Annotated in this window: 23 protein-coding genes; 9 read left to right on the forward strand and 14 right to left on the reverse strand. The window is 51.5% G+C overall.

The window, feature by feature from the left end:
* Position 1: 1 nt before the first annotated feature.
* From pcnB to dksA, 6 genes are all read right to left on the reverse strand, one after another.
* Complete coding sequence (gene pcnB / locus D568_RS0104105; protein WP_040516306.1) at positions 2 to 1,336, reverse strand: polynucleotide adenylyltransferase PcnB; 1,335 nt, start codon at positions 1,334 to 1,336, stop codon at positions 2 to 4.
* An 841-nt stretch (positions 1,337 to 2,177) separates the two neighbouring features.
* Positions 2,178 to 3,575 carry a sigma-54-dependent transcriptional regulator gene (locus tag D568_RS0104110; protein ID WP_020208307.1) on the reverse strand — a complete coding sequence of 466 codons (1,398 nt, stop codon included), beginning with the start codon at positions 3,573 to 3,575 and terminating at the stop codon, positions 2,178 to 2,180.
* Positions 3,576 to 3,581: 6 nt separating this feature from the next.
* A complete protein-coding gene (locus D568_RS0104115; protein ID WP_020208308.1) occupies positions 3,582 to 6,596 on the reverse strand; it encodes an ATP-binding protein in 3,015 nt (1,004 codons plus the stop codon).
* On the reverse strand, positions 6,593 to 6,763 hold the full coding sequence (locus D568_RS21820; protein ID WP_020208309.1) for a hypothetical protein: 171 nt from the start codon (positions 6,761 to 6,763) through the stop codon (positions 6,593 to 6,595). Before D568_RS21820 ends, D568_RS0104115 begins: the two co-directional genes overlap by 4 nt.
* Positions 6,760 to 7,683: a tRNA glutamyl-Q(34) synthetase GluQRS gene (gene gluQRS / locus D568_RS0104125; RefSeq protein ID WP_051083998.1), complete on the reverse strand. Its 924-nt coding sequence runs from the start codon at positions 7,681 to 7,683 to the stop codon at positions 6,760 to 6,762. Before gluQRS ends, D568_RS21820 begins: the two co-directional genes overlap by 4 nt.
* A 42-nt stretch (positions 7,684 to 7,725) precedes the next feature.
* A complete protein-coding gene (gene dksA / locus D568_RS0104130; protein ID WP_020208311.1) occupies positions 7,726 to 8,169 on the reverse strand; it encodes an RNA polymerase-binding protein DksA in 444 nt (147 codons plus the stop codon).
* Between the two features lie 234 nt (positions 8,170 to 8,403).
* Between dksA and sfsA the strand changes: the two genes are divergently transcribed.
* Positions 8,404 to 9,114: a DNA/RNA nuclease SfsA gene (sfsA, locus tag D568_RS0104135; RefSeq protein WP_020208312.1), complete on the forward strand. Its 711-nt coding sequence runs from the start codon at positions 8,404 to 8,406 to the stop codon at positions 9,112 to 9,114.
* Positions 9,115 to 9,116: 2 nt separating this feature from the next.
* Here the strand turns inward: sfsA and D568_RS0104140 are convergent, their stop codons facing one another.
* From D568_RS0104140 to D568_RS0104165, 5 genes are all read right to left on the reverse strand, one after another.
* A complete protein-coding gene (locus D568_RS0104140; protein ID WP_020208313.1) occupies positions 9,117 to 9,455 on the reverse strand; it encodes a Rieske (2Fe-2S) protein in 339 nt (112 codons plus the stop codon).
* The gene (locus D568_RS0104145) at positions 9,452 to 10,507 is read right to left on the reverse strand and encodes a S1C family serine protease (RefSeq protein WP_020208314.1); all 1,056 of its coding nucleotides are present in this window, start codon (positions 10,505 to 10,507) and stop codon (positions 9,452 to 9,454) included. Before D568_RS0104145 ends, D568_RS0104140 begins: the two co-directional genes overlap by 4 nt.
* Positions 10,504 to 11,397 carry a protease HtpX gene (htpX, locus tag D568_RS0104150; RefSeq protein ID WP_020208315.1) on the reverse strand — a complete coding sequence of 298 codons (894 nt, stop codon included), beginning with the start codon at positions 11,395 to 11,397 and terminating at the stop codon, positions 10,504 to 10,506. Before htpX ends, D568_RS0104145 begins: the two co-directional genes overlap by 4 nt.
* A gap of 323 nt (positions 11,398 to 11,720) precedes the next feature.
* On the reverse strand, positions 11,721 to 12,509 hold the full coding sequence (locus D568_RS0104160) for a Crp/Fnr family transcriptional regulator (protein WP_020208317.1): 789 nt from the start codon (positions 12,507 to 12,509) through the stop codon (positions 11,721 to 11,723).
* Positions 12,510 to 12,590: 81 nt separating this feature from the next.
* Positions 12,591 to 12,869 (reverse strand): TfoX/Sxy family protein, encoded by a 279-nt coding sequence (locus D568_RS0104165; protein WP_020208318.1) that lies wholly within the window; start codon positions 12,867 to 12,869, stop codon positions 12,591 to 12,593.
* A 184-nt stretch (positions 12,870 to 13,053) separates the two neighbouring features.
* On the opposite strand from D568_RS0104165, the gene D568_RS0104170 reads away from it, so the two are divergent.
* From D568_RS0104170 to cysE, 4 genes are read left to right on the forward strand one after another with little or no spacing between them, the layout of a single operon-like run.
* A complete protein-coding gene (locus D568_RS0104170; protein ID WP_020208319.1) occupies positions 13,054 to 13,749 on the forward strand; it encodes a M15 family metallopeptidase in 696 nt (231 codons plus the stop codon).
* Entirely contained in the window at positions 13,739 to 15,079 is a 1,341-nt protein-coding gene (locus D568_RS0104175; protein ID WP_020208320.1) for an MFS transporter, read from the forward strand. The genes D568_RS0104170 and D568_RS0104175 overlap by 11 nt, the downstream gene beginning before the upstream one ends.
* Before the next feature lie 13 nt (positions 15,080 to 15,092).
* Entirely contained in the window at positions 15,093 to 15,776 is a 684-nt protein-coding gene (locus D568_RS19220) for an HAD family hydrolase (protein ID WP_020208321.1), read from the forward strand.
* Positions 15,777 to 15,812: 36 nt separating this feature from the next.
* Positions 15,813 to 16,607, forward strand: coding sequence for a serine O-acetyltransferase (gene cysE / locus D568_RS0104185; protein ID WP_020208322.1), 795 nt, complete (start codon positions 15,813 to 15,815; stop codon positions 16,605 to 16,607).
* Here cysE and D568_RS0104190 read toward each other — a convergent pair.
* Positions 16,593 to 16,817 carry a hypothetical protein gene (locus tag D568_RS0104190; RefSeq protein ID WP_020208323.1) on the reverse strand — a complete coding sequence of 75 codons (225 nt, stop codon included), beginning with the start codon at positions 16,815 to 16,817 and terminating at the stop codon, positions 16,593 to 16,595. The genes cysE and D568_RS0104190 overlap by 15 nt on opposite strands.
* 204 nt (positions 16,818 to 17,021) lie before the next feature.
* Here D568_RS0104190 and D568_RS0104195 point away from each other — a divergent pair, with 204 nt between their 5' ends.
* A complete protein-coding gene (locus tag D568_RS0104195; RefSeq protein WP_020208324.1) occupies positions 17,022 to 17,735 on the forward strand; it encodes a hypothetical protein in 714 nt (237 codons plus the stop codon).
* 94 nt (positions 17,736 to 17,829) lie between these two features.
* Here D568_RS0104195 and ppa read toward each other — a convergent pair whose 3' ends face one another.
* Entirely contained in the window at positions 17,830 to 18,360 is a 531-nt protein-coding gene (gene ppa / locus D568_RS0104200) for an inorganic diphosphatase (protein ID WP_020208325.1), read from the reverse strand.
* Between the two features lie 95 nt (positions 18,361 to 18,455).
* A complete protein-coding gene (locus tag D568_RS0104205; RefSeq protein ID WP_020208326.1) occupies positions 18,456 to 19,280 on the reverse strand; it encodes an FHA domain-containing protein in 825 nt (274 codons plus the stop codon).
* Positions 19,281 to 19,383: 103 nt separating this feature from the next.
* Between D568_RS0104205 and D568_RS0104210 the strand changes: the two genes are divergently transcribed.
* From D568_RS0104210 to D568_RS22220, 3 genes are all read left to right on the forward strand, one after another.
* Entirely contained in the window at positions 19,384 to 19,689 is a 306-nt protein-coding gene (locus tag D568_RS0104210; protein WP_020208327.1) for an Rdx family protein, read from the forward strand.
* 67 nt (positions 19,690 to 19,756) lie between these two features.
* A complete protein-coding gene (locus D568_RS0104215) occupies positions 19,757 to 22,345 on the forward strand; it encodes an efflux RND transporter permease subunit (RefSeq protein WP_020208328.1) in 2,589 nt (862 codons plus the stop codon).
* 130 nt (positions 22,346 to 22,475) lie between these two features.
* On the forward strand, positions 22,476 to 22,856 hold the full coding sequence (locus D568_RS22220) for a GNAT family N-acetyltransferase (RefSeq protein WP_425401956.1): 381 nt from the start codon (positions 22,476 to 22,478) through the stop codon (positions 22,854 to 22,856).
* Positions 22,857 to 22,995 lie beyond the last annotated feature (139 nt).

Here is a 22,995-nt window from a genome sequence, read left to right on the forward strand (position 1 = left end):
CTTAACCCTGCTTAGGTGTGTTTTTTTTACGCCCGCCGCGGCGACGACGGCCGCTGTTGCCTCCGCCAGATTTGAGGCTTTTAACCATGGTCTGACGTTCAGCTTCATCGGCACTTTGAAATTTGGTCCACCACTGCCCCAGACCGCCGAGCTTTTCTCCGGCATCTTCGCGCAACAGGGTGAAATCGTAAGCGGCGCGAAAGCGTGGGTGCTCTACTAATTTAAAAGCGCGTCCGCCGCTTCTCAGCGTGAGACGGTGTTGCATATCCCAGATTTCGCGCATGGGAATCAGAAAACGCTTAGGTATAGAGGTGCGCGCCAACTGCTGCCCTACAGCCTGGCTGGCTGCCTCAGCAAAGGCCTGCCCCTGAGGCATGGAGCCTTGCAGTTGTTTTAACTTGGCCTGCTGTACCGGCCAAAGTAGCGCCGCGTAAATAAACGCAGGGGTGATCGATTTACCCGCCCGTATGCGTTTGTCGGTATTGCACATGCACTGTTCAACCAACGCCATAGCAATCGGATCGCCAGTGGCTAGTTGCGCTTCGGTGCCCGGAAACAGCTGACCGAACAAATTGTATTCGCGCAGAAGATGAAACGTTGCTGTGGCTGAACCTGCGAGAAACAGCTTCAGTACTTCTTCAAACAACCGTGCTGGCGGGATGTTGGCCAGTAAATCGGCGAGCGGACGGATAGGCGCTTCGGTTTGGGGGGCAATGGTAAAACCCAGTTTGGCCGCAAAACGCACGGCACGCAGCATGCGCACCGGATCTTCCTGGTAGCGAGTTGTGGCATCGCCAATAATGCGCAAAGTGCGCTTTTCCAGATCGTGGATACCGCCGGTGAAATCGTGGACGGCAAAACCATCCAGTGAGTAGTAAAGCGCATTAACCGTAAAATCGCGGCGCACGGCGTCTGATTGCACGCTGCCGTACACATTGTCGCGCAGCACCATGCCATGTTCATTGCGGGCAGCCTCGTGGTGACCCCGAAAGGTGGTCACTTCAATGATTTCACGGCCAAAACGTACATGAACAATTTTGAAACGGCGGCCGATGATACGGGCACCACGAAAAAGGCTTTTTACTTGTTCGGGTTTGGCGTTAGTGGCAACGTCGAAGTCTTTGGGGTGAGCGCCAAGCAGCAGGTCTCTGACTCCGCCGCCTACCAGGTATGCCTCGTAGCCGTGGTCATTAAGTTGTCTCATGACCTTAATGGCGGCGTGACTGATGAGTTTGCGCGATACATTGTGCTGATCGCGGGGGATGATAATCGGCTGTTGCGTGGTATTGGAGTTGGAGCCCTTAGGGGAGATCAGTTTAAACAGCCGTTTTAGCATAGAGAGTTCTACAAAATGTGTGGTTGCGCTGGCAAGCGTAAATAAAGTATGAGCAGAGTTTAGCATGGTGCTTACTGGCGTGAAAGTTGCGGTAAATTGCAGCGAGCAGCCTGCGGGGTTGGCTTTTTCGGGGCCGGAAAGCAAAACGGGAAAGCTTACGCTTTCCCGTTGGAGTGGGCGGCACAATAAAGTACCCTGAAAATCAAGGGCGTTGCGTCCGTGCCCAGTCCAAATTACGTGCGTTCCTTTCCGGTGCCTAGTCAGTCATTCCGCTTTTTATTATCGTCTTATTTTTATTGTTCAAACGTCGTTCTTATTATTTGTTGTTGTTTTACTTTTCAGTTTCTTATTGTTTGTTGTTATTTTTATCCAGTTTTCGTTTTTTATTATTTGTTGTTCTTATTATTGAACTTATGCGTCTTCTAATTGTTTATTGTTGTTATTAAAGCTTCAGTTTCTTATTGTTTGTTGTTGTTATTGTGTTGGTGTTTCTTATTGTTTGTTGTTGTTATGTACGCGCTATAAAGCACTGCCCGTGCCAAAACTGAAAAAAACATAAAAAACAAAGACTTAACTTTTTGGCTGGGCGTTATATTCTTTTTTGTTATTTCTCTCGGTTACAGACTTTTAGGGTTTTTGTTACGTCCGTGTGTGCGAGGTAACAACTTCTACGGGTAACGGATATGTGCGCGCAGTAACGCTTTGGCGCATCAAATGTCTTTTGGTGGAATTTTGCTCAAAAAGTGTGATTGGCTTCGATACTTAGCGAGAGGTGCCGCACACCCGCAGTGACGAAGACGTCACGCGGGTGGTTAGGGGTAGGGAATGTTTGACGTTTGTGTTACTTGCTGGTTGATTTACGGCGGGGAATGCCAAAGCGCTGACGACGTTCCCACAGGCATTTGCGGCTGACGCCGAGTTTTTTTGCCAGCTCGGTCTCGCTCATGGTGTCTTGATGCTCGAGAACAAACCGCTGGAAATAATCCTCAAGTGACAGGTCTTCTGAGGGATCGATGTGCCGTGGTTGATTGTTGGCCGCCTCTCTCACCGCTTGGGCATAAGGGTTGTCGTCAACGGTGTCGTCAAGCAGAACCAGGTCCAGATCAATTGCCAATAGCTCGTGGCCGATTTCACGGTCGTCTTCACACAGAATGACCGCACGCTGCATGGCGTTTTCAAGCTCGCGTACATTACCGGGCCAGGTGTAAGTGGTGATGGCCTGAATAGCTTCGGGTGAGAGCTTTAAGTTGGGTTTGTTGAATTGGTGGCAATAGCGGCCCAGTAAGCTTTCGGCTAAATTTAAAATATCTTTGCCACGCTCGCGTAAAGGTGGCAGCTCGAGCTGAACTACATTAATGCGAAAGTACAGGTCTTCTCGGAATTTACCTTCACGAGCCAGGGCGCGGAGGTCTCTGTGAGTGGCTGCTACTAGGCGTACATCCACTTTACGTGATTCCACCGAGCCGAGCGGTCTAACTTCGCCTTCTTGCAGTACACGCAGCAGACGGGCTTGTGCCTCTAGGGGCAGCTCACCGATCTCATCTAAAAACAGTGTGCCGCCATCGGCCGCCGCTACCAAACCCTCCCGAGTGCTGGCAGCCCCGGTAAAAGCGCCTTTCTCGTGACCGAATAGTTCTGATTCGATCAGGGTTTCGGGAATGGCGGCGCAGTTGACCGATATCATCAGTTCTTTGTGGCGTTTGCTTTGTTCGTGCAGCGAGCGGGCGACTAATTCTTTACCCGTACCTGTTTCACCGTGCACTAGCACTGTAGCGTCGGTGGGGGCTACCTTGGCGATGCGCGAGTAAAGCTTTTGCATCACATCCGATGAGCCGATCATGCCTGTCACTTTGCTGTCGCTCGGGGCACTCTGAGCTTTACCCTTCATTGACGCTTTGCCGATGACACGCTTTACCGCGCTGACCATTTCGTCGTGGTCAAAAGGTTTGGCGATGTAGTCCACCGCCCCCATACGCATAGAGTCTACCGCCGAGCGCAGGCTGGCGTAGCTGGTCATAATTAATACAGGTACATCGCCGGCGAGCTTGATCAGGTCTGTGCCAGGGGCTCCCGGCAGGCGTAAATCGCTGATGATTAGTTGATAGTCAGTCAAGTTAAATTTTGAGGTGGCTTCTCGTACCGAAGGTGCCTCGCTGACTTCGTATTTGTTGCGCTCTAACAGTTTGCGCAGGGCGGTACGGATAATAGCTTCGTCTTCAACAACCAGAATTTTCGTCATAACTCGTCAATCGGCCTTCTCTGGGGCGTCGGTGGCGATGTGTGATAACACAGAGTCCAGGTGACGCGGCAATTTGATAACGATTTGCGCTCCGCGCTCAGTCGATGGGTTGGCGGGGCTGATAATATCCAGTGTGCCGCCGTGATCGTCGACAATGCTGTACACCATAGCAAGCCCAAGACCAGTACCTTCGCCGGGATCTTTCGTGGTAAAAAATGGCTCGAGAATCTGGTCTAAGTAGTCAGGGTCTATGCCTTCCCCTTCATCGGTAACCGTGAGGGTGATGTTGTCCTCATCTTCAAAGCTCTCTAGCATAACACGACCTTCGGGATCGCTGGCATCCCTGGCGTTACTCAGCAGATTAATAAAAACCTGGATCATCTGTTGCTGATCTCCAGCAACGATGGCGTTTTCAGCTATGTCATTGCTAAAAGTTACCGGGTTTTTATCTTTTTGTAGCGACAAAAGGGCGATGGCCTCTTGAGCGCATTCTCTTAACCTAACTGCTTCAAAAGCGCTTTTCTTGTTGTGCCCACTATGGGAATAGCTAACCAGTGATTGCACTATTCGGGTGACGCGGTCGGTCTGGCTGAGAATTTGCTCAGCGGTTTCCAGTACTTCTGGGTTGTCAGATTCGTAGCGCAGGTTTTGGCACAGGCAAGCAATCCCCGTAATTGGGTTGCCTATTTCATGAGCTACGCCAGCGGCCAGACGACCCACAGAGGCTAATCGTTCAGAGTGAATCAGTTCTTGTTCAAGCAGCTGAGTTTCAGTTACATCTTCGAGCAATATGACTTGATCGTCCTGCCCTATAGTGCTTCCTCGGCGATGATTGGCAGGGCCTTTAATGGCAGCTTTGTGCAGGCTGATCCAGTGGGGGCGTTTGTTGAGTGTGATTTCATGGCGGTATAGATGAGCATCGTCGCCGCCAGAGAAGTTTACCAGCAGATCGCACCAGGGTTGTACGAGATCGTCTAGGTGAGACCCCAGTACATCATCCGCTTCAATGCCGGTAAGCTTGGCCATGGCGCGGTTCCACATCAGAATTTCCTTGTCCCGCCCCAGGGAGCAAACCGCCATAGGTAATTCTTGCAGAGTTTTACGATGATACAGGCGTAGATTGTTAAGCTCCGCTGAAAGCCCGGTCAAGTGGCTTCGGTATTGAGAGAGGCGGTTTTCAATCAGGTTAATGTCGACGGTATCACGGGCCTCAGCCAGTTTATAGGGAAGGTGATTGTCCATAATCTCGCCCGCTACGTGTATCCCCATCAGGCCCGATAGGTTTGCTTCAAGTTGGTCGCGTAGGCGGCGCAATGCGTAGGGGCGGCGCTCGGAAATTCCCAGTCCTAGCTGCCGCAGAGCTAAATCTACCTCTCGGCTGGCGGTGACTTTCCCCAAAGGTTTGGCCAGACGGGTTTTAAATTCGGCTGCAGAGTGTACGTCCAGTGCCTGACGCACAGGGTGGGACAGTTCATCTGCAGCGCACAGTTCGGCACTGTAGGCTTCTTCTTCGGTCTGGCGGGTAAGTAGGGAAACACCGATAAATATAAGCGTGTTAAGGCCGAGCGAAATGACGGTAATTTCGCTCCAGTGGCTAATGCCTACGCTCAATGAGCCATCCCCGAAAGGCACATTTATGTGTTCCAGGCCAGTTAACATAGGAATGAGCAGGCCAATAAACCACACCAATGTACCCACGGTTAAGCCCGCAATCACGCCCCGGCGGTTGCCTCGGGTCCAGAAAACGATGGCAAAAATACCGGGTACAAATTGCAGGGTTTCAATAAAAGCGACCAGCGCCAGATGGAATAGGCTCTGACGATTGTCCAGCATCCAGTAAAAGAGATAGCCGCCTAAAAACAAGGCTGCGATTACAATACGGCGCAACCAGACCAGCTGCGAGTAAATATCCTGGCGGCGACGCAGGCGCAAAAACGGTAGCAGCCAGTGATTCATTACCATTGTGGAAAGAGCCAGGGTGATCACCACCATGGCACCGGTTGAGGCTGATAAACCACCAATAAAGGCGAGAATGGTCAGGCTCGGGGACTCTGCCAGAATAGGCACTCCGAGAGTGAAGTATTGTGCAGGCAAAGGAACGGACAGTTCGAAGCCCGCCCACAAGATTGGAAAAATTGGCAGGGCCAGAAACAGCAAAAACAGAGGGAACGCCCAGGTGACGGTGCGGGTATTTCGCAAAATAGGGTTTTCGGCAACGCCCATGTGAAATATGTGCGGCATGGTGACAGCGGTGGCCACAAAGACGAGCAGCAAGGTGTGCGAGGCACCATCGCGAATAGGCGAGTGCAGCAGGGCAAGGTTTTCAGGATTTCGCTCTAGCCATTCATCCAGGCCGCTGAAGCCATCGAAGACGCCGTACACGGCTAATAAACCAATGGCGCACAAGGCAAATACTTTAAGCAGCGATTCAAACGCCATGGCGGTTATGAGGCCGCGATGGCGTTCGCGGTTAGAGCCGAATAGAACGGTAAATAATGCCAAAATACCGCAGTAGGTGAGCGCCATTAAATCTTTGAATGTTAAGCCTGTGCCCACTAACGGAATGGCGGGATCGCGGCTGACTGTAAGAATGTGCATGGTGTCAGCAATAGCCTGAATCTGCAGGGCCATCAACGGTAAAATCCCCAGCAGCATACACAAACTGGTCAGCGCCCCTATGCCGTGGCTGTGATAGCGAAAAACCAGTAAATCAGCCAGTGAATGCACTTGGTGGCGTCGAGCCAGCTCAGTGATGGGGCCTAGAGCGACAGGCGCAAATAGAAACAGGGCACCTGTACCGAGGTAATAGGCGAGGGCACCGTAACCAAACTGGAAGGCGAGGTCGATAACGCCGTAAAAAGCCCAGGCGCTGGCGAAAATACCCAAGGATAAAATATAGGTAACAGGGTGTTCGGTAATGCTCCGGGGCAGCCAGTCGCGTTCGGTAATGGTGGCAATACCGAAAATTAGCAGCAGATAGCCAAGGCCTATCAGGGCAACATGGGTAAGTTCAAAGGTCATGAGGGTTTCTTTCGGGCTTGTACTGCGTAGGCGATACCAATAACCAATACCCACATAATGTAAGGCCGGTACCAAGCGCCCTCGGGGTTGACGATCCAGGTGAACAGCGTCGGTGAAAATATATAGGCGATCAGCAACAGCAAGATCACCAGGCGCTGATTGTTCATGTATTGTCCATGCTTGTAGTCAAGGGGGCACCGGCCAAAGCATCGCGCCGCCAGTGATGAGTGGCCCAGTGTAACAGGCTGGCGCAATCGCTGTGCGCAAGTTCAAGGGGGGGATTTTGCCTTAGATGCACCAGTGCTTGCCAGAGGTTTGCATTGGCTTTGCGGTTGTCTAATGCCGGTGCCTGGTTCTGTTTGCTTAGCTTGCGCCCATCGGCACCACAAACCGTGGGTATGTGGCCGTATAGGGGGGGCTTTTGCTGCAGTAACTCAAAGAATCGAATCTGGCGTGCGGTCACAGGAAGCAAGTCATTGCCACGCACCACATGAGTGACCCCTTGATAGATGTCGTCGGCAACAACAGCCAGTTGATAACCGAAAAGCCCGTCTTTACGCACCACGATCGCATCGCCCACCTCTTGAGCAAGGTTTTGCTCCTGTGGTCCGGCAAATAGGTCTGAAAAATGTAACAAGTGGGGTAGGTGTGAAACAGGCTCAGGCAGCCCGTAAAGTTTCAGTCTCCAGGCCGTTTGACCCTTGTTGGTTGGGCGAGTATTTCGGCAGTGGCCGTTATAAACCCCGCCCATGGCTTTCACATCTTGCCGGGTGCAATCGCAAGGGTAGGTTAGGTCGCTCTGTTCCAGTCTGGATAACAGCTCTAGGTAGGCCGCAGTGCGCTGGCTTTGCCACAGAACTTCGCCGTCCCAGTGTAAGCCGTGCGCTTCAAGCGTAGTCAGGATGTGGTCAGCGGCACCTGGCTGCTCTCGTGGAGGGTCTATGTCGTCAATGCGAACGAGCCAGCGGCCCCGATGATGACGTGCATCCAGGTAGCTTGCCAATGCGGCCGCCAGCGATCCAGCGTGTAAAGGGCCGGAAGGTGAGGGGGCAAAACGACCAGTGTATGAAGTGTGGGTGAGTGCCAAGGTGATATCGGCCGGTTTTACCCGGCCGGCTTAACCGGGCGTTTAACCGCCCACTTGTTTTTCTTTGATTTCAGCCAGGGTTTTGCAGTCAACGCACAAAGTGGCGGTTGGACGCGCTTCCAGGCGACGAATGCCTATTTCAACGCCGCAAGCGTCGCAAAAGCCGTAGTCTTCGTTTTCGATCAGCTCCAGTGTGCTGTCGATTTTCCGAATTAACTTGCGTTCACGATCACGGGTGCGAAGTTCCAGGCTGAACTCTTCTTCCTGACTGGCGCGATCGGCCGGATCGGGAAAGTTGGCTGCTTCGTCTTTCATGTGGCTCATGGTGCGGTCGACTTCTTCCATCAACTCTCTACGCCAGGCCAGCAACAGCTGTTGAAAGTGCTCCAGCTGTTTCTCATTCATGTACTCTTCACCCTTCTTTTCTTTGTAGGGTGCAAAGGTGCGCAGCGTATAGCTTTCGGCTTGAGCTGAACTGTTGGGCATAGGTTACGCCTCTCATCTCCTGAAGAACCTGCCAGGCTTTTGCCTGCCAGCTTATGGTTACTGTCGCGTCATCACGACGCTTCGCCAATCTTCCCTTACCGCCAGCGGGGGTGCTAAAACGGAAGGAAAGCGAAGCTACCAGATTCGCAACTACCGTTCCAGTGTTTTTTGCACTTTTATGCCCGTTATCCGTCCTGCTGGTTATAATGCCTCGTTTTTGGGCGGAGGCATGCAGTGACGGCTAAGCATCAGTGGCAGCAGGGCACATTGGTTCGGCGCTATAAACGTTTTTTGGCGGACGTAATCACCGCAACTGGCGAGCAAATTACCATTCATTGCCCCAACACGGGGTCGATGCGTCATTGCATCAGCGAGGGATCACCCTGCTGGTATTCCTATTCTGATAGTAAAACCCGCAAGTATCCGCACACTTGGGAGGTGGCCACGACGCCAATCGGTCATTTGGCTGGTATCAACACAGGCCGCGCGAATCACCTTGTTCGCGAAGCGCTGGAAACCGGGGTCATACAACCTTTAGCTGGTTATGAGGCTTTGCGAGCCGAAGTCAAATACGGTGCCGAAAACTCCCGCATCGATTTTTTACTCACCGGTGGCGGCCCAGACTGCTACATCGAGGTCAAAAACGTTACGTTAATGGAAGAGGCCGGCCAAGGCCTGTTTCCGGATGCGGTAAGCAGCCGAGGTACAAAGCATCTGCGGGAATTGATGAGTATGGTCCAGCAGGGGCACCGCGCCATGTTGCTGTTTTGTGTGCAGCATACGGGCATTGAAACCGTAGCTCCGGCGGACGATATTGACCCCTTGTATGGGAAAACTCTACGTGAAGCCGTCGCTGCAGGCGTAGAGATACTGGCTTATAAAGCCCTTATTGACCCGACTAACAGTCTGATTCGCTTAGCGGAACCAATGCCGGTTCGTTTATAGCGTCAGCTTTGTAAGTAAATCATGCCGCCTGATTCTATAACGGGTAATCTCTCTAACGATTGTCCGGGGCAGGGGCCGCTGACACACTGTCCGGTTTCAATGACAAACAGTGCGCCGTGGTTAGCGCATTGTATGAGGCTGCCGTCGTGGGTGAGAAACTCATGCTCAACCCATTCCAGAGGAATTGAAATATGCGGGCAACGATTGCGATAGGCATAAATTTGACCGCCCTTGCGAACCAGCAGTAGGGATAAGTCGGTGCTTTCACGCGTCAGTTTATAGCCTCGACTGCGCCCCTCAGCTACCTCTTTACTGGCGCATAGACTTGTCATCTCGCTCATAATTGGGGTTCGGCTAAGGTCACCGTGGTGCGTCGGATCTTGCCGTTACGCACAAACTGCACAGATAGGGTGTCACCGGGTTTGTGCTGCTCTAGCAGGGTGAGAAAATCATCATGATTGCGGGTGGGGGTGTTATCTAAGCCGATAATAATATCTCCAAGTTCCACTCGGCCCCAGGCCCCGCGCCGCGCACCAATCAACCCGGCTTTGGCCGCAGGTAACCCTGGCGCTACGTGTAACAAAGGCACGCCATCGACGCCCGCCCGCTGAGCCCAGTAAGCGGGCGCAAATTCCACCCCAAATACCGGGCGTATCAATCGGCCGTATTCAATCAGTTGCGGCACAATCTCTTTTACAATATTGACGGGAATGGCAAAGCCAATGCCCGCGCTGGCGCCGCTGGGGCTGTAAATCATGGTGTTTACCCCGATAAGCTCGCCTGCCGAATTAAGCAAAGGCCCGCCAGAGTTTCCGGGGTTAATGGCTGCATCCGTTTGAATAACGTTGCGAATTTTGCGCTGATTGGGCGCTTCAATTTCCCGGCCCAATGCGCTGACCACACCTGTTGTCAGGGTCGCATCCAAACCAAAAGGGTTGCCAATGGCCAGCACTTTTCGGCCCACCGCCAACTGGTCAGAATCGCCACGGGGCAGGGCGTGCAGCTTGTCTTTCGGGGCGTCAATTTTTAACACGGCCAAGTCTTTATCCGGCGCCAGGCCGACCACTTCGGCGGGCCAGCTGGACTGATCGGGCAGAGTGATCTGAACCTGCTGTGCCCCTTCTACTACGTGGTAATTGGTCACTACATAGCCATCTTCGCTCCAGATAAATCCGGTGCCTGCGCCACTGGGAATGGACAGCAAGTCGAAAGAGCGCCGGTCGCGCACCACCTGGAGTCGATTGACGTACACCACCGCGGGACTGGCAAACTCAAAAACTTCAATGGTGTTGCGCTCGTCGTCAGTGGCGAACGCGGGCGGCTCTGCCTGCGCCTGCGAAACGCACAGCAGTAGACAGAGCCAGGTAAAGAGGGTATTGAAATTTAACCTCATAAGCCTTTGCGTAACGTTTCAATTCGATCAGTAAGCGGGGGATGGCTGGCGAACAGTTTTCCCAGCGATTGCTGAAAGCCACTGGATATGCCGAAGGCCTGCATACTTTTGGGCATGGGGCTGGGGGCGCCTGCTTGGGTTTCGGCTTGTAACCGTTGCAGGGCGCGAATCATGCCCTCGCGGCTGGCCAAGTGTGCACCTGCGGCGTCTGCGCGGTATTCGCGGTAGCGGGAGAACGACATAACAATCATGGTGGCGAGAAACCCCAAAATGATTTCGGCCACGATGGTGACAATGTAGTAGCCCATGCCCAGGCCGCGCTCGGTTTTAAAAACGACCCTGTCAACGGTATGGCCAATAATGCGAGCCAAGAACATAACAAAGGTGTTTACCACTCCCTGAATCAGCGTCAGGGTTACCATATCGCCGTTCGCAACATGGCCAATTTCGTGCGCCATCACCGCGCGGGCTTCCTCACGATCAAAGCGTTGTAGCAAACCGGCACTGACCGCCACCAGCGCGTTATTTTTATTCCAGCCTGTGGCGAAGGCGTTGGCTTGATTCGCAGGAAATATACCGACCTCGGGCATACCGATTCCGGCTTTTTGCGACAGGTCTTTTACGGTTTCAACCAGCCAGCGCTCGTCCGGTGTTTGCGGGCTGGTAATAAGTTGAGTGCCCGTGGTTTTCTTGGCAATAAACTTAGAGAGAAAAAGCGAGATAAACGCGCCAGAAAAACCAAACACGGCACAGAAAATCAGCAGACTGGTTAAATTCAGCCCGGTGCCTGACTCGTCCAGAATTTGGTTTACCCCGAGCAGATTCAGGGTAACGCTTGCCAGAACCAAAACGCCCAGGTTGGTTAAAAGAAAAAGGCCAATTCGCAACACGGTTAATACTCCTCAGAGGGATGCAGTGATATCGACAGATATATGCCGTCAGTAGGAGATTTTTCAATAGCCGTAAAAAGAAAAATGGCCGCCCATAGGCGGCCCAAGCAACCGTGATTAGCCAAGGCACCGAGGTGCCTTTGGTTTCACCCTTGTGGGGTAAAACCGGAGGAGAAGATCAGGCAATTGACTTGCAGGAAAATTGACCGACCACCGGTGACTCGCCTTAGCGAATCAAGCCAGTAACTTAACGATAATTATTATCATTACCGTTGTCAACTGTTGAGTTGCTTATTTTTTTAAACTTGTACTGCTTTGGCAGGTTATGGGCTGTCGGTCACAGAGAGTTGGTTGTTGAGGGATTTGATTTTTTGAGCCATTTCTTCGATAAGCCCAATACAGATATGAGGTTGATGCTCGACCAGCTGAATAAATTCCTCTTTCTTAACCGTCAGCACTGTACAGTCGGTTTTGGCTGTCACACTGGCGATTCGTTTTTGCCCGGTAAAAACGGCTAAGGCGCCGAAGATTTCATCGCGAAGAATGTCGCCGACAATAACACCATCGCATACTGCCTGGGCACTGCCTTCCAAAAGCGTGTAAACCAGGTCCGCATCGTCGCCTTGCTGAATAATGGTGTCACCGGCACTGTAGCGTAAAAAGCCTGCGTTTGGCTGAAACTCCTTGCGTATTTCCTGTGCGAGCGCTTGTTGCAGCCAGCTTAGCTGGGCGACAAGAAAATAACTCCATAGCTTTTGCAGGCTTTCGTCGCTGCAGACGTGGTGTATCAGTGTATCGCGGTCACAAGGCTGTAACTCTACGGTCTCATCACAGTGGTAAGTACCGCCAGGTAGGCTGAGCATACGCGTGAGGCCGATAATATCGCCGCGGCTGAATATTAACGTCGGCTTGTTTTCAATGCTGAAATAAATCTGACCCGAGCGAACAAGGTACAGTTGCGATGTTGGGGTATTGGCGAAAAGGTCCGTGCTGGCTTGTTTAAAGACTGTCGTAGCGTCAAGCTTTAAGCCGTCATGGAGACTTTGTGCAATGCTCGTTATTTTTAACCCAAGCTCTGTCAAACTGTCGGATTCATGCGCTGCTAAATGCATGCTGGTAATTCTCTGAGTGTGTCTATGGTGTTGCGTTTGGAGGCCTACTATAGCGAATGCATTTGGCCAGCACTATATAAGTCAGGCGTTTTCAACGGCTAATTTATCTGCCTCGGCTACCAATTGGGATTTCAGTTCTGGGGCTAAATCGTTCCAGTGCACATCCATCAAGGCACCCTGTAACGCATACAGCATTACTTTTGATACGTTTATGTCTCGGTCTTTAATGCGAAGGTAGGCTCCTACCGCCCCCAGCTCTTGTAAGTCGCTGTGCGTATTGACGCCAATCGCGCGTAAAATGTTGACGGAAGCCATGCCTAAATTTTTTAGCTGCAGCAATTCGCTTTGCTCGGTCCCCATGCCCTAAGACTCCTGTGATAGCGGATTTGTTATTTTCGCAATGCCACTGTTAGCATCCATTTATAGCCTCGGGTTATATTACAGCCTTAACTTGCAACTGCAAATACTTAGCAGGGTTTCGTAATTCGGAGGTGTTAAAGTTTGCACCAGTGCACATCTGAATCTATTGGCGGGATGGAGCAATATGCCCAGTGAATTATCGGTGACCGAAGAGCAAGCCCTTGGGCTGGATGATCGCCATCTGGTGGTTGTGGAGGGTAATTGCAAAATTCATCCAACCGCGCTGCCGGCGTTGCAGTCGCTGACATCGATCTGTGGCCAATCTGGTAGCGGCTTAGGGATCGCTAGTGGTTATCGCAGTTTTGAGCGGCAGCTGGCTATTTTCAATGCCAAGGCTCGAGGTGAGCGCAAGGTATTGGACGATCGTGGCTGTGCGGTGGATTTAAAGTGCCTAAGTGTGCGAGAGCAGTTATTCGCTATTTTACGGTTTTCCGCTTTACCCGGCGCGTCCCGCCATCACTGGGGCAGTGATATGGATGTTTTTGACCCAATGGCGATGCCAGCTGGTTATCAAGTCCAACTGACAATGGCTGAATGTGAAGAGGGTGGGGTGTTTGGCGCACTGCACAGGCTGTTGGATGAGCACTTACCTCACAGCGAATTTTATCGGCCTTATGCACGGGATTTAGGCGCTATTGCCCCTGAGCCTTGGCACTTGAGTTATGCACCTTTAGCGCGAGCTTACGAAAAGGTGTTAACGCGCGACCTGCTAGGAGATTGCCTGCAATGTGCCGACTTGGCGTTAAAACCTGTTGTTATGCGTCACTTGGACGATATTTACCGACGCTTCGTGCAGTTGGAGTCATGCAGTGAAAAATAATAACGCTATAACGCAGTTTAAATTATTGCGGGACCTTCGTTTTTATCCTTTGTTCTGGACCCAGTTTGGCGGTGCTTTTAACGATAATTTTTATAAAAGCGCGCTCATGATGTTGTTTACTTACAGTGGTGTCACCTTATGGGGGCAGGGTGTAGATGTGTTAAATAACCTGGTTGCCGCCGCGCTGATTATTCCGTTTTTGCTATTTGCGCCAGTGGCCGGTCAATTTGCCGATAGGCTCGACAAGGCCGCCATGGCTCGTGCACTCAAGCTGGCGGAAATAGGTGTTATGTTGCTGGGGGTGTTTGCTTTCTGGGTGCAAAGTCCGGCGTTACTTCTGTTGGTGGTGCTGGGTACGGGTATACAGTCGGCTTGTTTTAGTCCCGTAAAGTACGCAATTTTTCCGCAACACGTGACCCCAGCTGAGCTTACCGGTGCCAATGGCGTGCTCCACGCTGGGACCTCGTTGGCGGTATTTTGTGGTCTGATTGCGGGTACGGTAGCGATGCAGTTTTCTTTTGGCGCTTATCTGGTGGCCTGCACTGCATTGTTGATTGCCTTTTTGGGTTGGCGTATCAGTAGGCGTATTGCGCCCGCACCACCGGCACCCAATGCCCCCGGGTATGTTGTTAACCCACTGCGCCAGATCGTACGTAGCTTTTCTTATGTTCGTCGTAATCGGCTGGTCCTGGTGAGCGTATTGGCTTTCTCGTGGTACTGGTTTTTAGGGTCGGTGTATTTAACTCAGCTGCCCAATTTCAGTCGTGAGCTGATCAATGGTGAAGGGAGTGTGGTGAGCTGCTTGCTTGTGGCTTTTCTTTTGGGGGTTTGCTCTGGGGCCTTGCTTTGTAATCGTTTAAGTCGAGGGCAAGTTGAGCCTGCGATAGTGCCTCTCGGTGGGTTGATGGTGCTGGTGTTTGGTGTTGAGCTGGCGCTTGCGGGGCAGTCTTTTGCCGTCAATCATCCCCCGTTAGATGAAAGCTTGTACGCGCTTTCTGATTTATTAACATTGCCCGGGTTTTGGCGAATTCTTATTGATGTATTGCTGTTGGGGGTTGCGGGTGGGCTTTACTCAGTACCTCTGCAGGCATTGATGCAGCGAGAATCCCCCAACGAATGCCGTGCACAAATTATTGGTGCCAACAACGTTGTTAACGCCTTATTTATGGTGGCGGGCTCTATTTCTGCCATTGTTTTTTTAGGTGTATTGAACTTTACAATTCCACACTTTTTTCTCCTTACCGCTGGGATGCACTCGGTCATAATAGTTTCGCTATTGATATTTGAACCTGTATTTATCCGGCGAGTACGGCGATGGATTCGCCCCTAAGGTGAAAGATTATATGTTGGTTATCTTTGATTGCGATGGCGTGCTGGTGGAAACCGAAACTATTGGTGCGCAGGTGTTATGTGACTGTTTGGCGCCCTTAGGCGTTCATGTGAGCGTCAAAGAAGTGTTCGCTCTGTTTCGAGGCAAGTCTATTTCAGTGTGTGTGCAACAGGTAGCCGCTTTAATTGCTGATATTGAGCCCTATTGCAGTTGGCCTGAGGTTGAGCGTGAAGACTTTGCGGTCGATTTCTGGTCGAAAGTGCAAATTGAAACACTGCGTGCTTTTGAAAACGGCGTAGCGCCTATCCCAGAGGTGGAGTCGTTGTTGCAGTATCTGCAAAACGCACACATTCCTTTTTGCGTGGCCTCCAATGGAAAGCATGAAAAAATGCAGCTTTCGTTAGGGCAGGCGGGGTTGGCAAAATATTTCCCTCAGTATCGATTCAGCGCGACGGATGTCGCTGAGGGCAAGCCTGCTCCAGATTTGTTTTTACTGGCTGCAAAAACCATGGGCGTCGCACCTTCTGAGTGTGTGGTCATTGAGGACTCTCCCAGTGGCGCTCGAGCTGCGCGTCTGGCGGGTATGAAACTCTACGGTTATTGTCCCGAGCAAACGGATAAACACACGCGCGAGCAACTCCTGGCTGAGGGCGCTACGCTGATCTCCCGTATGCATGAATTGCAGCACAAATTATGAGATTATGAACGTCTATCGTTTGTTCAGAGGTTTGTTTTGTCTCAACCAGCGCAGCAACCAGAATTTATTTGGCAGGGAATACGCCTAGAGGCGCAGGAGCTTGCCGAACGAGAACCAGCTCTGGCAAGTTTTTATCACGCCAGCATCCTCAATCATCAGCGTTTGGCTGACACCGTCAGTTACCATCTGGCGAGCTTGCTCGACTCTCAAGCCTTACCGGCAATGTCGCTGCGTGAAGTTTTTTCTCAGGCCATGGCATCGGATGCTTCGATTGAGTTGTCGTTATGCCGCGACATAGAAGCTTATTGCGAGCGCGATCCCGCCTGTAATCAATACCTGATGCCATTGCTGTACTTTAAAGGCTTTCAGGCATTGCAGTCTTACCGCTTTGCTCATTGGCTGTGGAAGCAGGAGCGGCGTTGCCTGGCGCTTTACTTACAAAACCGTATTTCACAAACCTTTGGGGTGGATATTCATCCGGCGGCTCGCATCGGCTGCGGCATTATGATTGACCATGCAACAGGGGTGGTTATTGGTGAAACGGCCGTGGTGGGCGATGAAGTTTCAATGCTGCATGCCGTCAGTCTTGGTGGTAGCGGCAATGAGAAAGGGGATCGTCACCCGAAAGTGGGGCGTGGTGTTCTGATCAGTGCCGGAGCGAAAATATTGGGCAATATCACCATTGGTGATTGCGCCAAAATTGGTGCAGGTAGTGTGGTATTAGAACCTGTGCCTGCGCACTCAACGGCAGTGGGTGTGCCTGCTAAAGTCATTGGTCGCGCTGCCTCAGAAACCCCGGCGCAGGACATGAATCATTCAATTGATGACTGATGCGTGCTTCTCTCGCTGATTTAGGCACTCCAGCACTTCGGTTCGGGTCTCGAGCATAAGCCGGTAAGCGGCGAGTAGCTGAGTATTGCGGCGGGGCTCACTTTCCAGCAACAGAATTTTTCGTTTTAATGAAGCAATATCTTTCTTGACTCGAGTTTTAATGGCTAATCGAGCCGGGTCTTGAGGCCAATGATTGGTTGCGTGGCGCATAGGTTTACCCTCACATCCATATTGCTTTGTTTACCTGGGCCATTCAGTATGGGCGGCGGTTTGTAGCTTATCCAGATTGTTTTTTCACATTAACAAGTTGATAAATAGTGCTTTTGGCATGAGCCAGTAATGTCGCGGGTTTGGGGTCGGTTTAGTGTCTCGGTCGCGTGCTAACATAAGAAAAAATGTTCATAGGTAGTTGTAATGGAAAATGACGCATTATTTAATCTGGTGTTTCGCGGCGATATTGTGCTGGGCCATAACCTCGACGAGGTAAAACAAAAGTTACAGCAGTTGTTCAAGGCCGACGCCAATCGGATCGAGGCGCTTTTTACCGGTCGTCCCGTGTCTATAAAGCGTAAACTGGATAAAGCCACCGCCCTTAAATACCAGGCTGTACTGCAAAAAGCCGGGGCAGAAGTGAGGTTGGTGGCCTCTTCTGCTGCTGAACAAGCCAGTGCGCCCGCTGCTGCGCCCAGGCGAGGCCTATCTTTAGCGCCCGTGGGCTCTAACCTGTTGCGGCCCACAGAGCGTCAGCGTCAGGTGAATGCTGACATACCTGCGGCCAATTACAGCCTGCGGCCAACGGGCGAATTGTTGTTGGATCAAACCGAGCGTACCGCTGATGTTGGCCCACTGGTGAACGTGCCTGAGTTTGCGGTAGCGCCTGCGGGTGAAGACTTGTTGCAGGCCGATGAGCGTGGTGTTCTGCCACTGCCGGAAATCGACACCGAGAACTGGGAGTTATCCGAGGTGGGGGCCGATCTACTGCAACCTCAAGAGCGCCAACGCACGGAACCTGTGCCAGTGGCTGAACTGTCGGTGGACTTGGCTCCGGTGGGCAGTGATTTGGGGCAAAAGAAAGAGGTGCGTGAACCGGTGGTGCCGGATATTAGCGGTTTGCAATTGCAAGATTAGCGCTGTTGAATGCCAAAACAATAAAAAAGCGACAGTGCTACATTCAGCAATGCCGCTTTCGGGTACCAATGGTTAATCTTTACCGGGTGGGTGATTAACCCTTGTTGTAGCGCTCTACAGAATCGTTGATCTCGGCGCGGGCAGACTCAACACCCTCCCAGCCGTCAACCTTAACCCATTTGCCTTCTTCCAGATCTTTGTAGCGCTCGAAGAAGTGCTCAATGCCTTTTAGGGTGATTTCCGGTACATCTTCTACCGATTTAACTTTGCTGTACAGTGGGGTTACCTTGTCGACAGGTACGGCAAGTACTTTGGCATCTTCACCGGATTCGTCCGTCATTTTCAAAACACCAATCGGGCGGCAGCGAATCACAGAGCCAGGCATCAGGGCGTGGTTCAGCAGTACCAGAACGTCAACGGGGTCGCCGTCACCGCACAGGGTGTGAGGTACGTAACCGTAGTTGCACGGGTAGTGCATGGAGGTGCCTAAAATACGGTCAACAAAAACGCAATCGCTGTCTTTGTCGACTTCGTATTTAATGGGTTCACCGTTCATCGGGATTTCGATAATGACGTTCATATCGTCTGGCAGGCTTTTGCCAGAAGGGACTTTGTCGAAGCTCATAGCAAATTTTCCGGTGTGGTTGTCAATTCGCGCCGGATTCTAACACAATCTTTATAGGGATAACCCCCGTTACGGCCCTATGGGCGAGTGTCGTGTCAGTAAATGATGGCCATTGCCAGAGCGGCGAGTAGGGCGACAACAACACCTGCCCATACCCAATGAGTGTGAGAGCGCTGCGCAGGGTAGGTAGGTTCCGTGCGGTTGCCGGGGCTGGTAGGTTTGGTTTTCCAGCGCTTGGGCTCGCTTTCTGACTTGCGTAAAGAGGGGCTCGGTACAGGTGCTTGGGGCCGCGCGCGCGCAGCGGCGATTTCTCGCTCTGGATTGACAATGCGAAAGCTGTAGACATCAACGCGTAGGTGATCGCCATGATGGGCTAAATCGTCGGTAATAGGCCTTTCATTGACAAAGGTGCCGTTGGTGGAATTTAAATCACGGATTCGCAGCGAACCGCCCAGTAATGCTACTTCGGTGTGGCGGCGCGACAAGTGCGACCCTTTAATGGGGATGTCGCAATCACTGGCACGGCCGATGATGTAGCGCTTATTGGGTTCAACGGTAAAAATTTGGCCGGTAAGCCAGCTGCCGTCGGCTATCAGTTGCCAGCCAGGGTTAAAAGCTTGCAGTCGGGTATCGGTCGCTGAAAGCGGCAAAACTCTGAAATTAGCGCTGCCAAGGCTGAGTTGATCACCTACTTGTAAAACCTTTTGTGTTACCCGTTGGCCGTTTACAAAACAACCGCTGCTGCTGTCGCTGTCTTTAAGTGTTACCTGTTTGTTGGCATGAACTAACTTGGCGTGCTGAGGGTCAATATCGACGGCCTCAATGACCACATCATTATGTGTTGAGCTGCCGAGGGTGTATAGCTTCTCGACGATGACAATCGGGCTTTGTTGCTTGTCCTCGCGCTGTAATTTCAGCATGATTCGTACCGCTTAAAAAGAAGTAACATTAACACTGTTGCACATTATGTCAGATTACACCCGCTAACAGCGGGGTTTGGTACGGCCCAGAGTGAGACTTATTATGCCTTTTGACGATTTTACGGCGCCCCCGGTAGCCCACACCCAAATTGTAATCCATTACTGTAACCTCTGCCGCTGGATGCTGCGCTCGGCTTGGTTGGCTCAAGAACTCTTGAGCACCTTCCCGGATGAGATTGATCGGGTCAGTCTTCAGCCTGGTGATGGTGGGGTGTTTGCCGTCTGGCTGAACGACTCCTTAGTGTGGGAGCGCCAGCGTGACGGTGGCTTTCCCGAGGCAAAAGAACTTAAGCAGCGAATCCGTGATTTGGTGAGCCCCGAGCGCAACCTGGGCCACTCAGATCGATAAAACTCTTTAAATCACCCATAATGGCCGCCTCAACGTAAGCCGGAACTCAAGGAGCCGCAATACCACCATGAAGGTACTGACGTCGTTTTACCAAACTCTGATTACCCAATTCCCCCGTTGGGTATTATTGGCCTTGCTAGCGTTAACCGTACTCGCGGCTTTTGGCTTGCCAAACTTTAAGCTGGATGCTTCGGCCGATTCACTGACCTTAGAAAGTGATACCTCGCTGGATTATTTTCGGCAAATCAATAAGCGCTATCAGAGCGGCGATTTTCTGGTCGTCACCTACACCCCAAAGGTGCCTATGCTTTCAGAGCAATCGCTGCAAACGCTGCAGCAATTGCAGGATGAACTGGCCGGCGTTCAAGGGGTTAAAAGTATCAACTCGATTTTGACCGTACCTTTGCTTTACAGCCCGGTACGAACGCTCGCAGAGCAGCAGGAGTCTACCCGTACCTTGCTAACACCGGGCGTCGACAAGAATATGGCCAAGCAGGAGTTTCTGCATAGTCCGATCTACCGCGATACGTTACTCTCGCCCGACGAAAAAACCACGGCGCTGCAACTCAATCTAGAAGTCAATAATCGTTACATCGAGATGGTGCGCGAGCGCGATGCGCTGCGTGCTAAGCGCAACAGTGAAGGCTTAAATAATGAGGAAGCGCAGCAGCTGGAGCAAATAAGCGCTGAATTTCTCGCCTATCGCACCGAGCTGATGGCGCAAGGCCATCAGCGCGTTGAAACCATTCGCACCATTCTCAGCCGATACGATGACAATGCCGAAGTATTCTTAGGCGGCGTAAGTATGATCACGGCCGATATGATCGAGTTTATTCGCAGTGATCTCGTGGTATTCGGCAGCGCCATTATTATTTTTATTGTCTTAATGCTGGCGTTTATTTTCCGTCAGTTGCGTTTTGTGGTTTTGCCTCTCAGTGTTTGCGTTATGGCGGTGGTCTCTGTTCTGGGGTTACTGAGTTGGGTTGATTGGCGCTTAACCGTTATCTCTTCTAATTTTGTCGCTTTGCTGCTGATTATGACGCTCGCCATTACCATTCATCTGGTGGTGCGTTACCGCGAGCTGCACGCGCGACATCCCGATTGGGAGCAGCGCGAACTGGTACTGGCTACTGCCGGGCAAATGGCCAAACCGTGTTTGTATACGGCGCTCACGACCATTGTGGCGTTTGTGTCTTTGGTGGTCAGCGATATTCGCCCCGTGATCGATTTTGGCTGGATGATGACCATCGGCCTGAGCTACGCGCTGGTGCTGGCCTTTTTGATTTTACCGGCGGCTTTGATGTTGCTGCCTAAAGGTGAGTCCAAAGACAAGGGCGACCAATCGGCGGCCACGACCTTGCGTTTCTCCCGCATTGCCGAACGCCATGGTAACTTGGTGGTGATGTTTGCGCTGGCTGTGGCTATTGTCAGCGTGTATGGCATGAGCCAGTTAAAAGTGGAAAATAAATTTATCGACTATTTCCACAAAGATACGGAAATCTATCAAGGCATGTCGGTGATTGACCAGCAGTTGGGTGGCACCATCAGCTTGGATATTGTGCTCGATGCTCCCACCCAGGCGCAAACGCAGCCGGATCAGTCTGCAGATCAAGAGGCCGCACCGGTGGCAGAGGATGAGTTTGGTTTTGATGAGCCGTTTGCCAGCGACAGCGCGAGTGATTCCGGCGGTGAGTTTGATGACCCCTTCGGTGGTGACCCCTTTGCCGATTCCGAAGACGCCGAGACGACCGCGAGCGAGAGCGCTTGGTTTAACCCGGTGGGCTTACAAACCGTGTGCGAGTTGCATCAGTATTTAGAATCTTTGCCCGAAGTGGGTAAGGTGCAATCGCTCTGCACCATGTATGAGGTAGCCCAAGACATTAACGGCGGTAAACTGAATAGTTTTGAGCTGGGCGTTATGCGCAACATGTTGTCCGATGACATTCGCGGTTTCTTGCTCAATCCCTATTTGGATGACGCCAACAACCAAACCCGCATCACTTTGCGAGTGATAGAGACGAGCCCAAATTTAAAACGCGCCGAACTGGTTGAGCAGATTCGCACCTACGCTCAGGGCGATGTCGGTTTGGCGCCGGAGCAGGTTAACTTTACCGGTATGCTGGTGTTGTATAACAACATGCTGCAAAGTTTATTCAAATCGCAAATTGTCACTCTAGGGGCGGTATTTCTTGGCATTATGCTGATGTTTCTGATCCTGTTTCGCTCCTTGACTATTGCGATTATTTCGTTGCTGCCCAATTTGCTTGCCGCAGGTGTGGTGCTTGGTGGTATGGGGCTTGCGGGTATACCACTGGATATGATGACTATTACCATCGCTGCTATTACCGTCGGCGTGGGTGTGGATCATGCAATTCATTACCTTTACCGCTTTCGCGACGAGTTTGCTCGCTGCGGTAGCTATGTTGAAGCCATGCACAGTTCCCACGCCTCCATCGGCCGCGCTATGTATTACACGGCGGTAATTATTATTGTTGGGTTTTTGATTTTGACCCTGTCGGAGTTTATACCCTCCATTTATTTTGGGGCGCTAACCGCATTGGCAATGTTTGCGGCGATTTTGGGTTCGCTTACGTTGTTGCCTAAATTGGTGTTGATGAGCAAACCCTTTGGAAAAGAGGCAGATCTGAACAGATAACAAGGTTTTATCCACTTTTTAAACTAGCGAGAGATAGCCGTTGAATGTACATCGGATAGACACTCTCCCGACTGAGATTGATGCGCTCGTATCTGAGAGTTCTTCGCAAGGTTATCGATTTATAAAACGATTGGCTGTTGAGTTTCAATCAGGAGCGAATCGTTTTTCTTTGCCTGGTGAAGCCTTGTTCGCGGTGTTCAATAATAGAGATTTGATTGGTGTTGGCGGAGTTAGTCAATGCCCTTATAGTCCAGAGCTGAATGGCCGGATTAGGCGAATGTATATCGCTAAGAAATATAGGGGCGTAGGCGCTGGCAAACTCTTGCTGAAGAGGATAGAGGAGTATGCGTCTACTTATTTTGAGCAAGTGGTTTTATTTACGGACTCGAGAGAAGCAGCTAAGTTTTATGAGCGCTGCCGTTATTTGCCGGTGAATTTGAACAAAGTTTCACACGCTAAGAGTTTAGGTGAGTGTTTTCTGGGGGGTAACTCTGATCTGAAGAGACTGTAGCAAAATTATTGTCGTGGTAAATAAAAAGGCCGGATTAATAATCCGGCCAGACTGTTGATAAACCCCGGCATTTTCGCTGGGGTTTATTCGTTTTTGGGGCGATAGAGCTTAAGAGCACTTACGTCACAAGCATCTTAGC

Origin of the sequence: Gilvimarinus chinensis DSM 19667, assembly GCF_000377745.1 — a bacterium.
Lineage (GTDB): Bacteria > Pseudomonadota > Gammaproteobacteria > Pseudomonadales > Cellvibrionaceae > Gilvimarinus > Gilvimarinus chinensis.

What these genes read in the sequence shown, in the direction of transcription:
- D568_RS21820 (WP_020208309.1), bottom strand. Translation starts at nt 6,763, where the DNA reads ATGAACAATCAGCGCCTGGTGATCTTGCTGTTGCTGATCGCCTATATA.
- D568_RS0104215 (WP_020208328.1), top strand. Translation starts at nt 19,757, where the DNA reads ATGAAGGTACTGACGTCGTTTTACCAAACTCTGATTACCCAATTCCCC.
- D568_RS0104145 (WP_020208314.1), bottom strand. Translation starts at nt 10,507, where the DNA reads ATGAGGTTAAATTTCAATACCCTCTTTACCTGGCTCTGTCTACTGCTG.
- D568_RS0104195 (WP_020208324.1), top strand. Translation starts at nt 17,022, where the DNA reads ATGGAAAATGACGCATTATTTAATCTGGTGTTTCGCGGCGATATTGTG.
- pcnB (WP_040516306.1), bottom strand. Translation starts at nt 1,336, where the DNA reads ATGCTAAAACGGCTGTTTAAACTGATCTCCCCTAAGGGCTCCAACTCC.
- D568_RS0104165 (WP_020208318.1), bottom strand. Translation starts at nt 12,869, where the DNA reads ATGGGGACCGAGCAAAGCGAATTGCTGCAGCTAAAAAATTTAGGCATG.
- D568_RS19220 (WP_020208321.1), top strand. Translation starts at nt 15,093, where the DNA reads ATGTTGGTTATCTTTGATTGCGATGGCGTGCTGGTGGAAACCGAAACT.
- D568_RS0104170 (WP_020208319.1), top strand. Translation starts at nt 13,054, where the DNA reads ATGCCCAGTGAATTATCGGTGACCGAAGAGCAAGCCCTTGGGCTGGAT.
- D568_RS0104140 (WP_020208313.1), bottom strand. Translation starts at nt 9,455, where the DNA reads ATGAGCGAGATGACAAGTCTATGCGCCAGTAAAGAGGTAGCTGAGGGG.
- ppa (WP_020208325.1), bottom strand. Translation starts at nt 18,360, where the DNA reads ATGAGCTTCGACAAAGTCCCTTCTGGCAAAAGCCTGCCAGACGATATG.
- D568_RS0104160 (WP_020208317.1), bottom strand. Translation starts at nt 12,509, where the DNA reads ATGCATTTAGCAGCGCATGAATCCGACAGTTTGACAGAGCTTGGGTTA.
- dksA (WP_020208311.1), bottom strand. Translation starts at nt 8,169, where the DNA reads ATGCCCAACAGTTCAGCTCAAGCCGAAAGCTATACGCTGCGCACCTTT.
- D568_RS0104110 (WP_020208307.1), bottom strand. Translation starts at nt 3,575, where the DNA reads ATGACGAAAATTCTGGTTGTTGAAGACGAAGCTATTATCCGTACCGCC.
- D568_RS0104190 (WP_020208323.1), bottom strand. Translation starts at nt 16,817, where the DNA reads ATGCGCCACGCAACCAATCATTGGCCTCAAGACCCGGCTCGATTAGCC.
- D568_RS0104115 (WP_020208308.1), bottom strand. Translation starts at nt 6,596, where the DNA reads ATGACCTTTGAACTTACCCATGTTGCCCTGATAGGCCTTGGCTATCTG.
- D568_RS0104210 (WP_020208327.1), top strand. Translation starts at nt 19,384, where the DNA reads ATGCCTTTTGACGATTTTACGGCGCCCCCGGTAGCCCACACCCAAATT.
- D568_RS0104205 (WP_020208326.1), bottom strand. Translation starts at nt 19,280, where the DNA reads ATGCTGAAATTACAGCGCGAGGACAAGCAACAAAGCCCGATTGTCATC.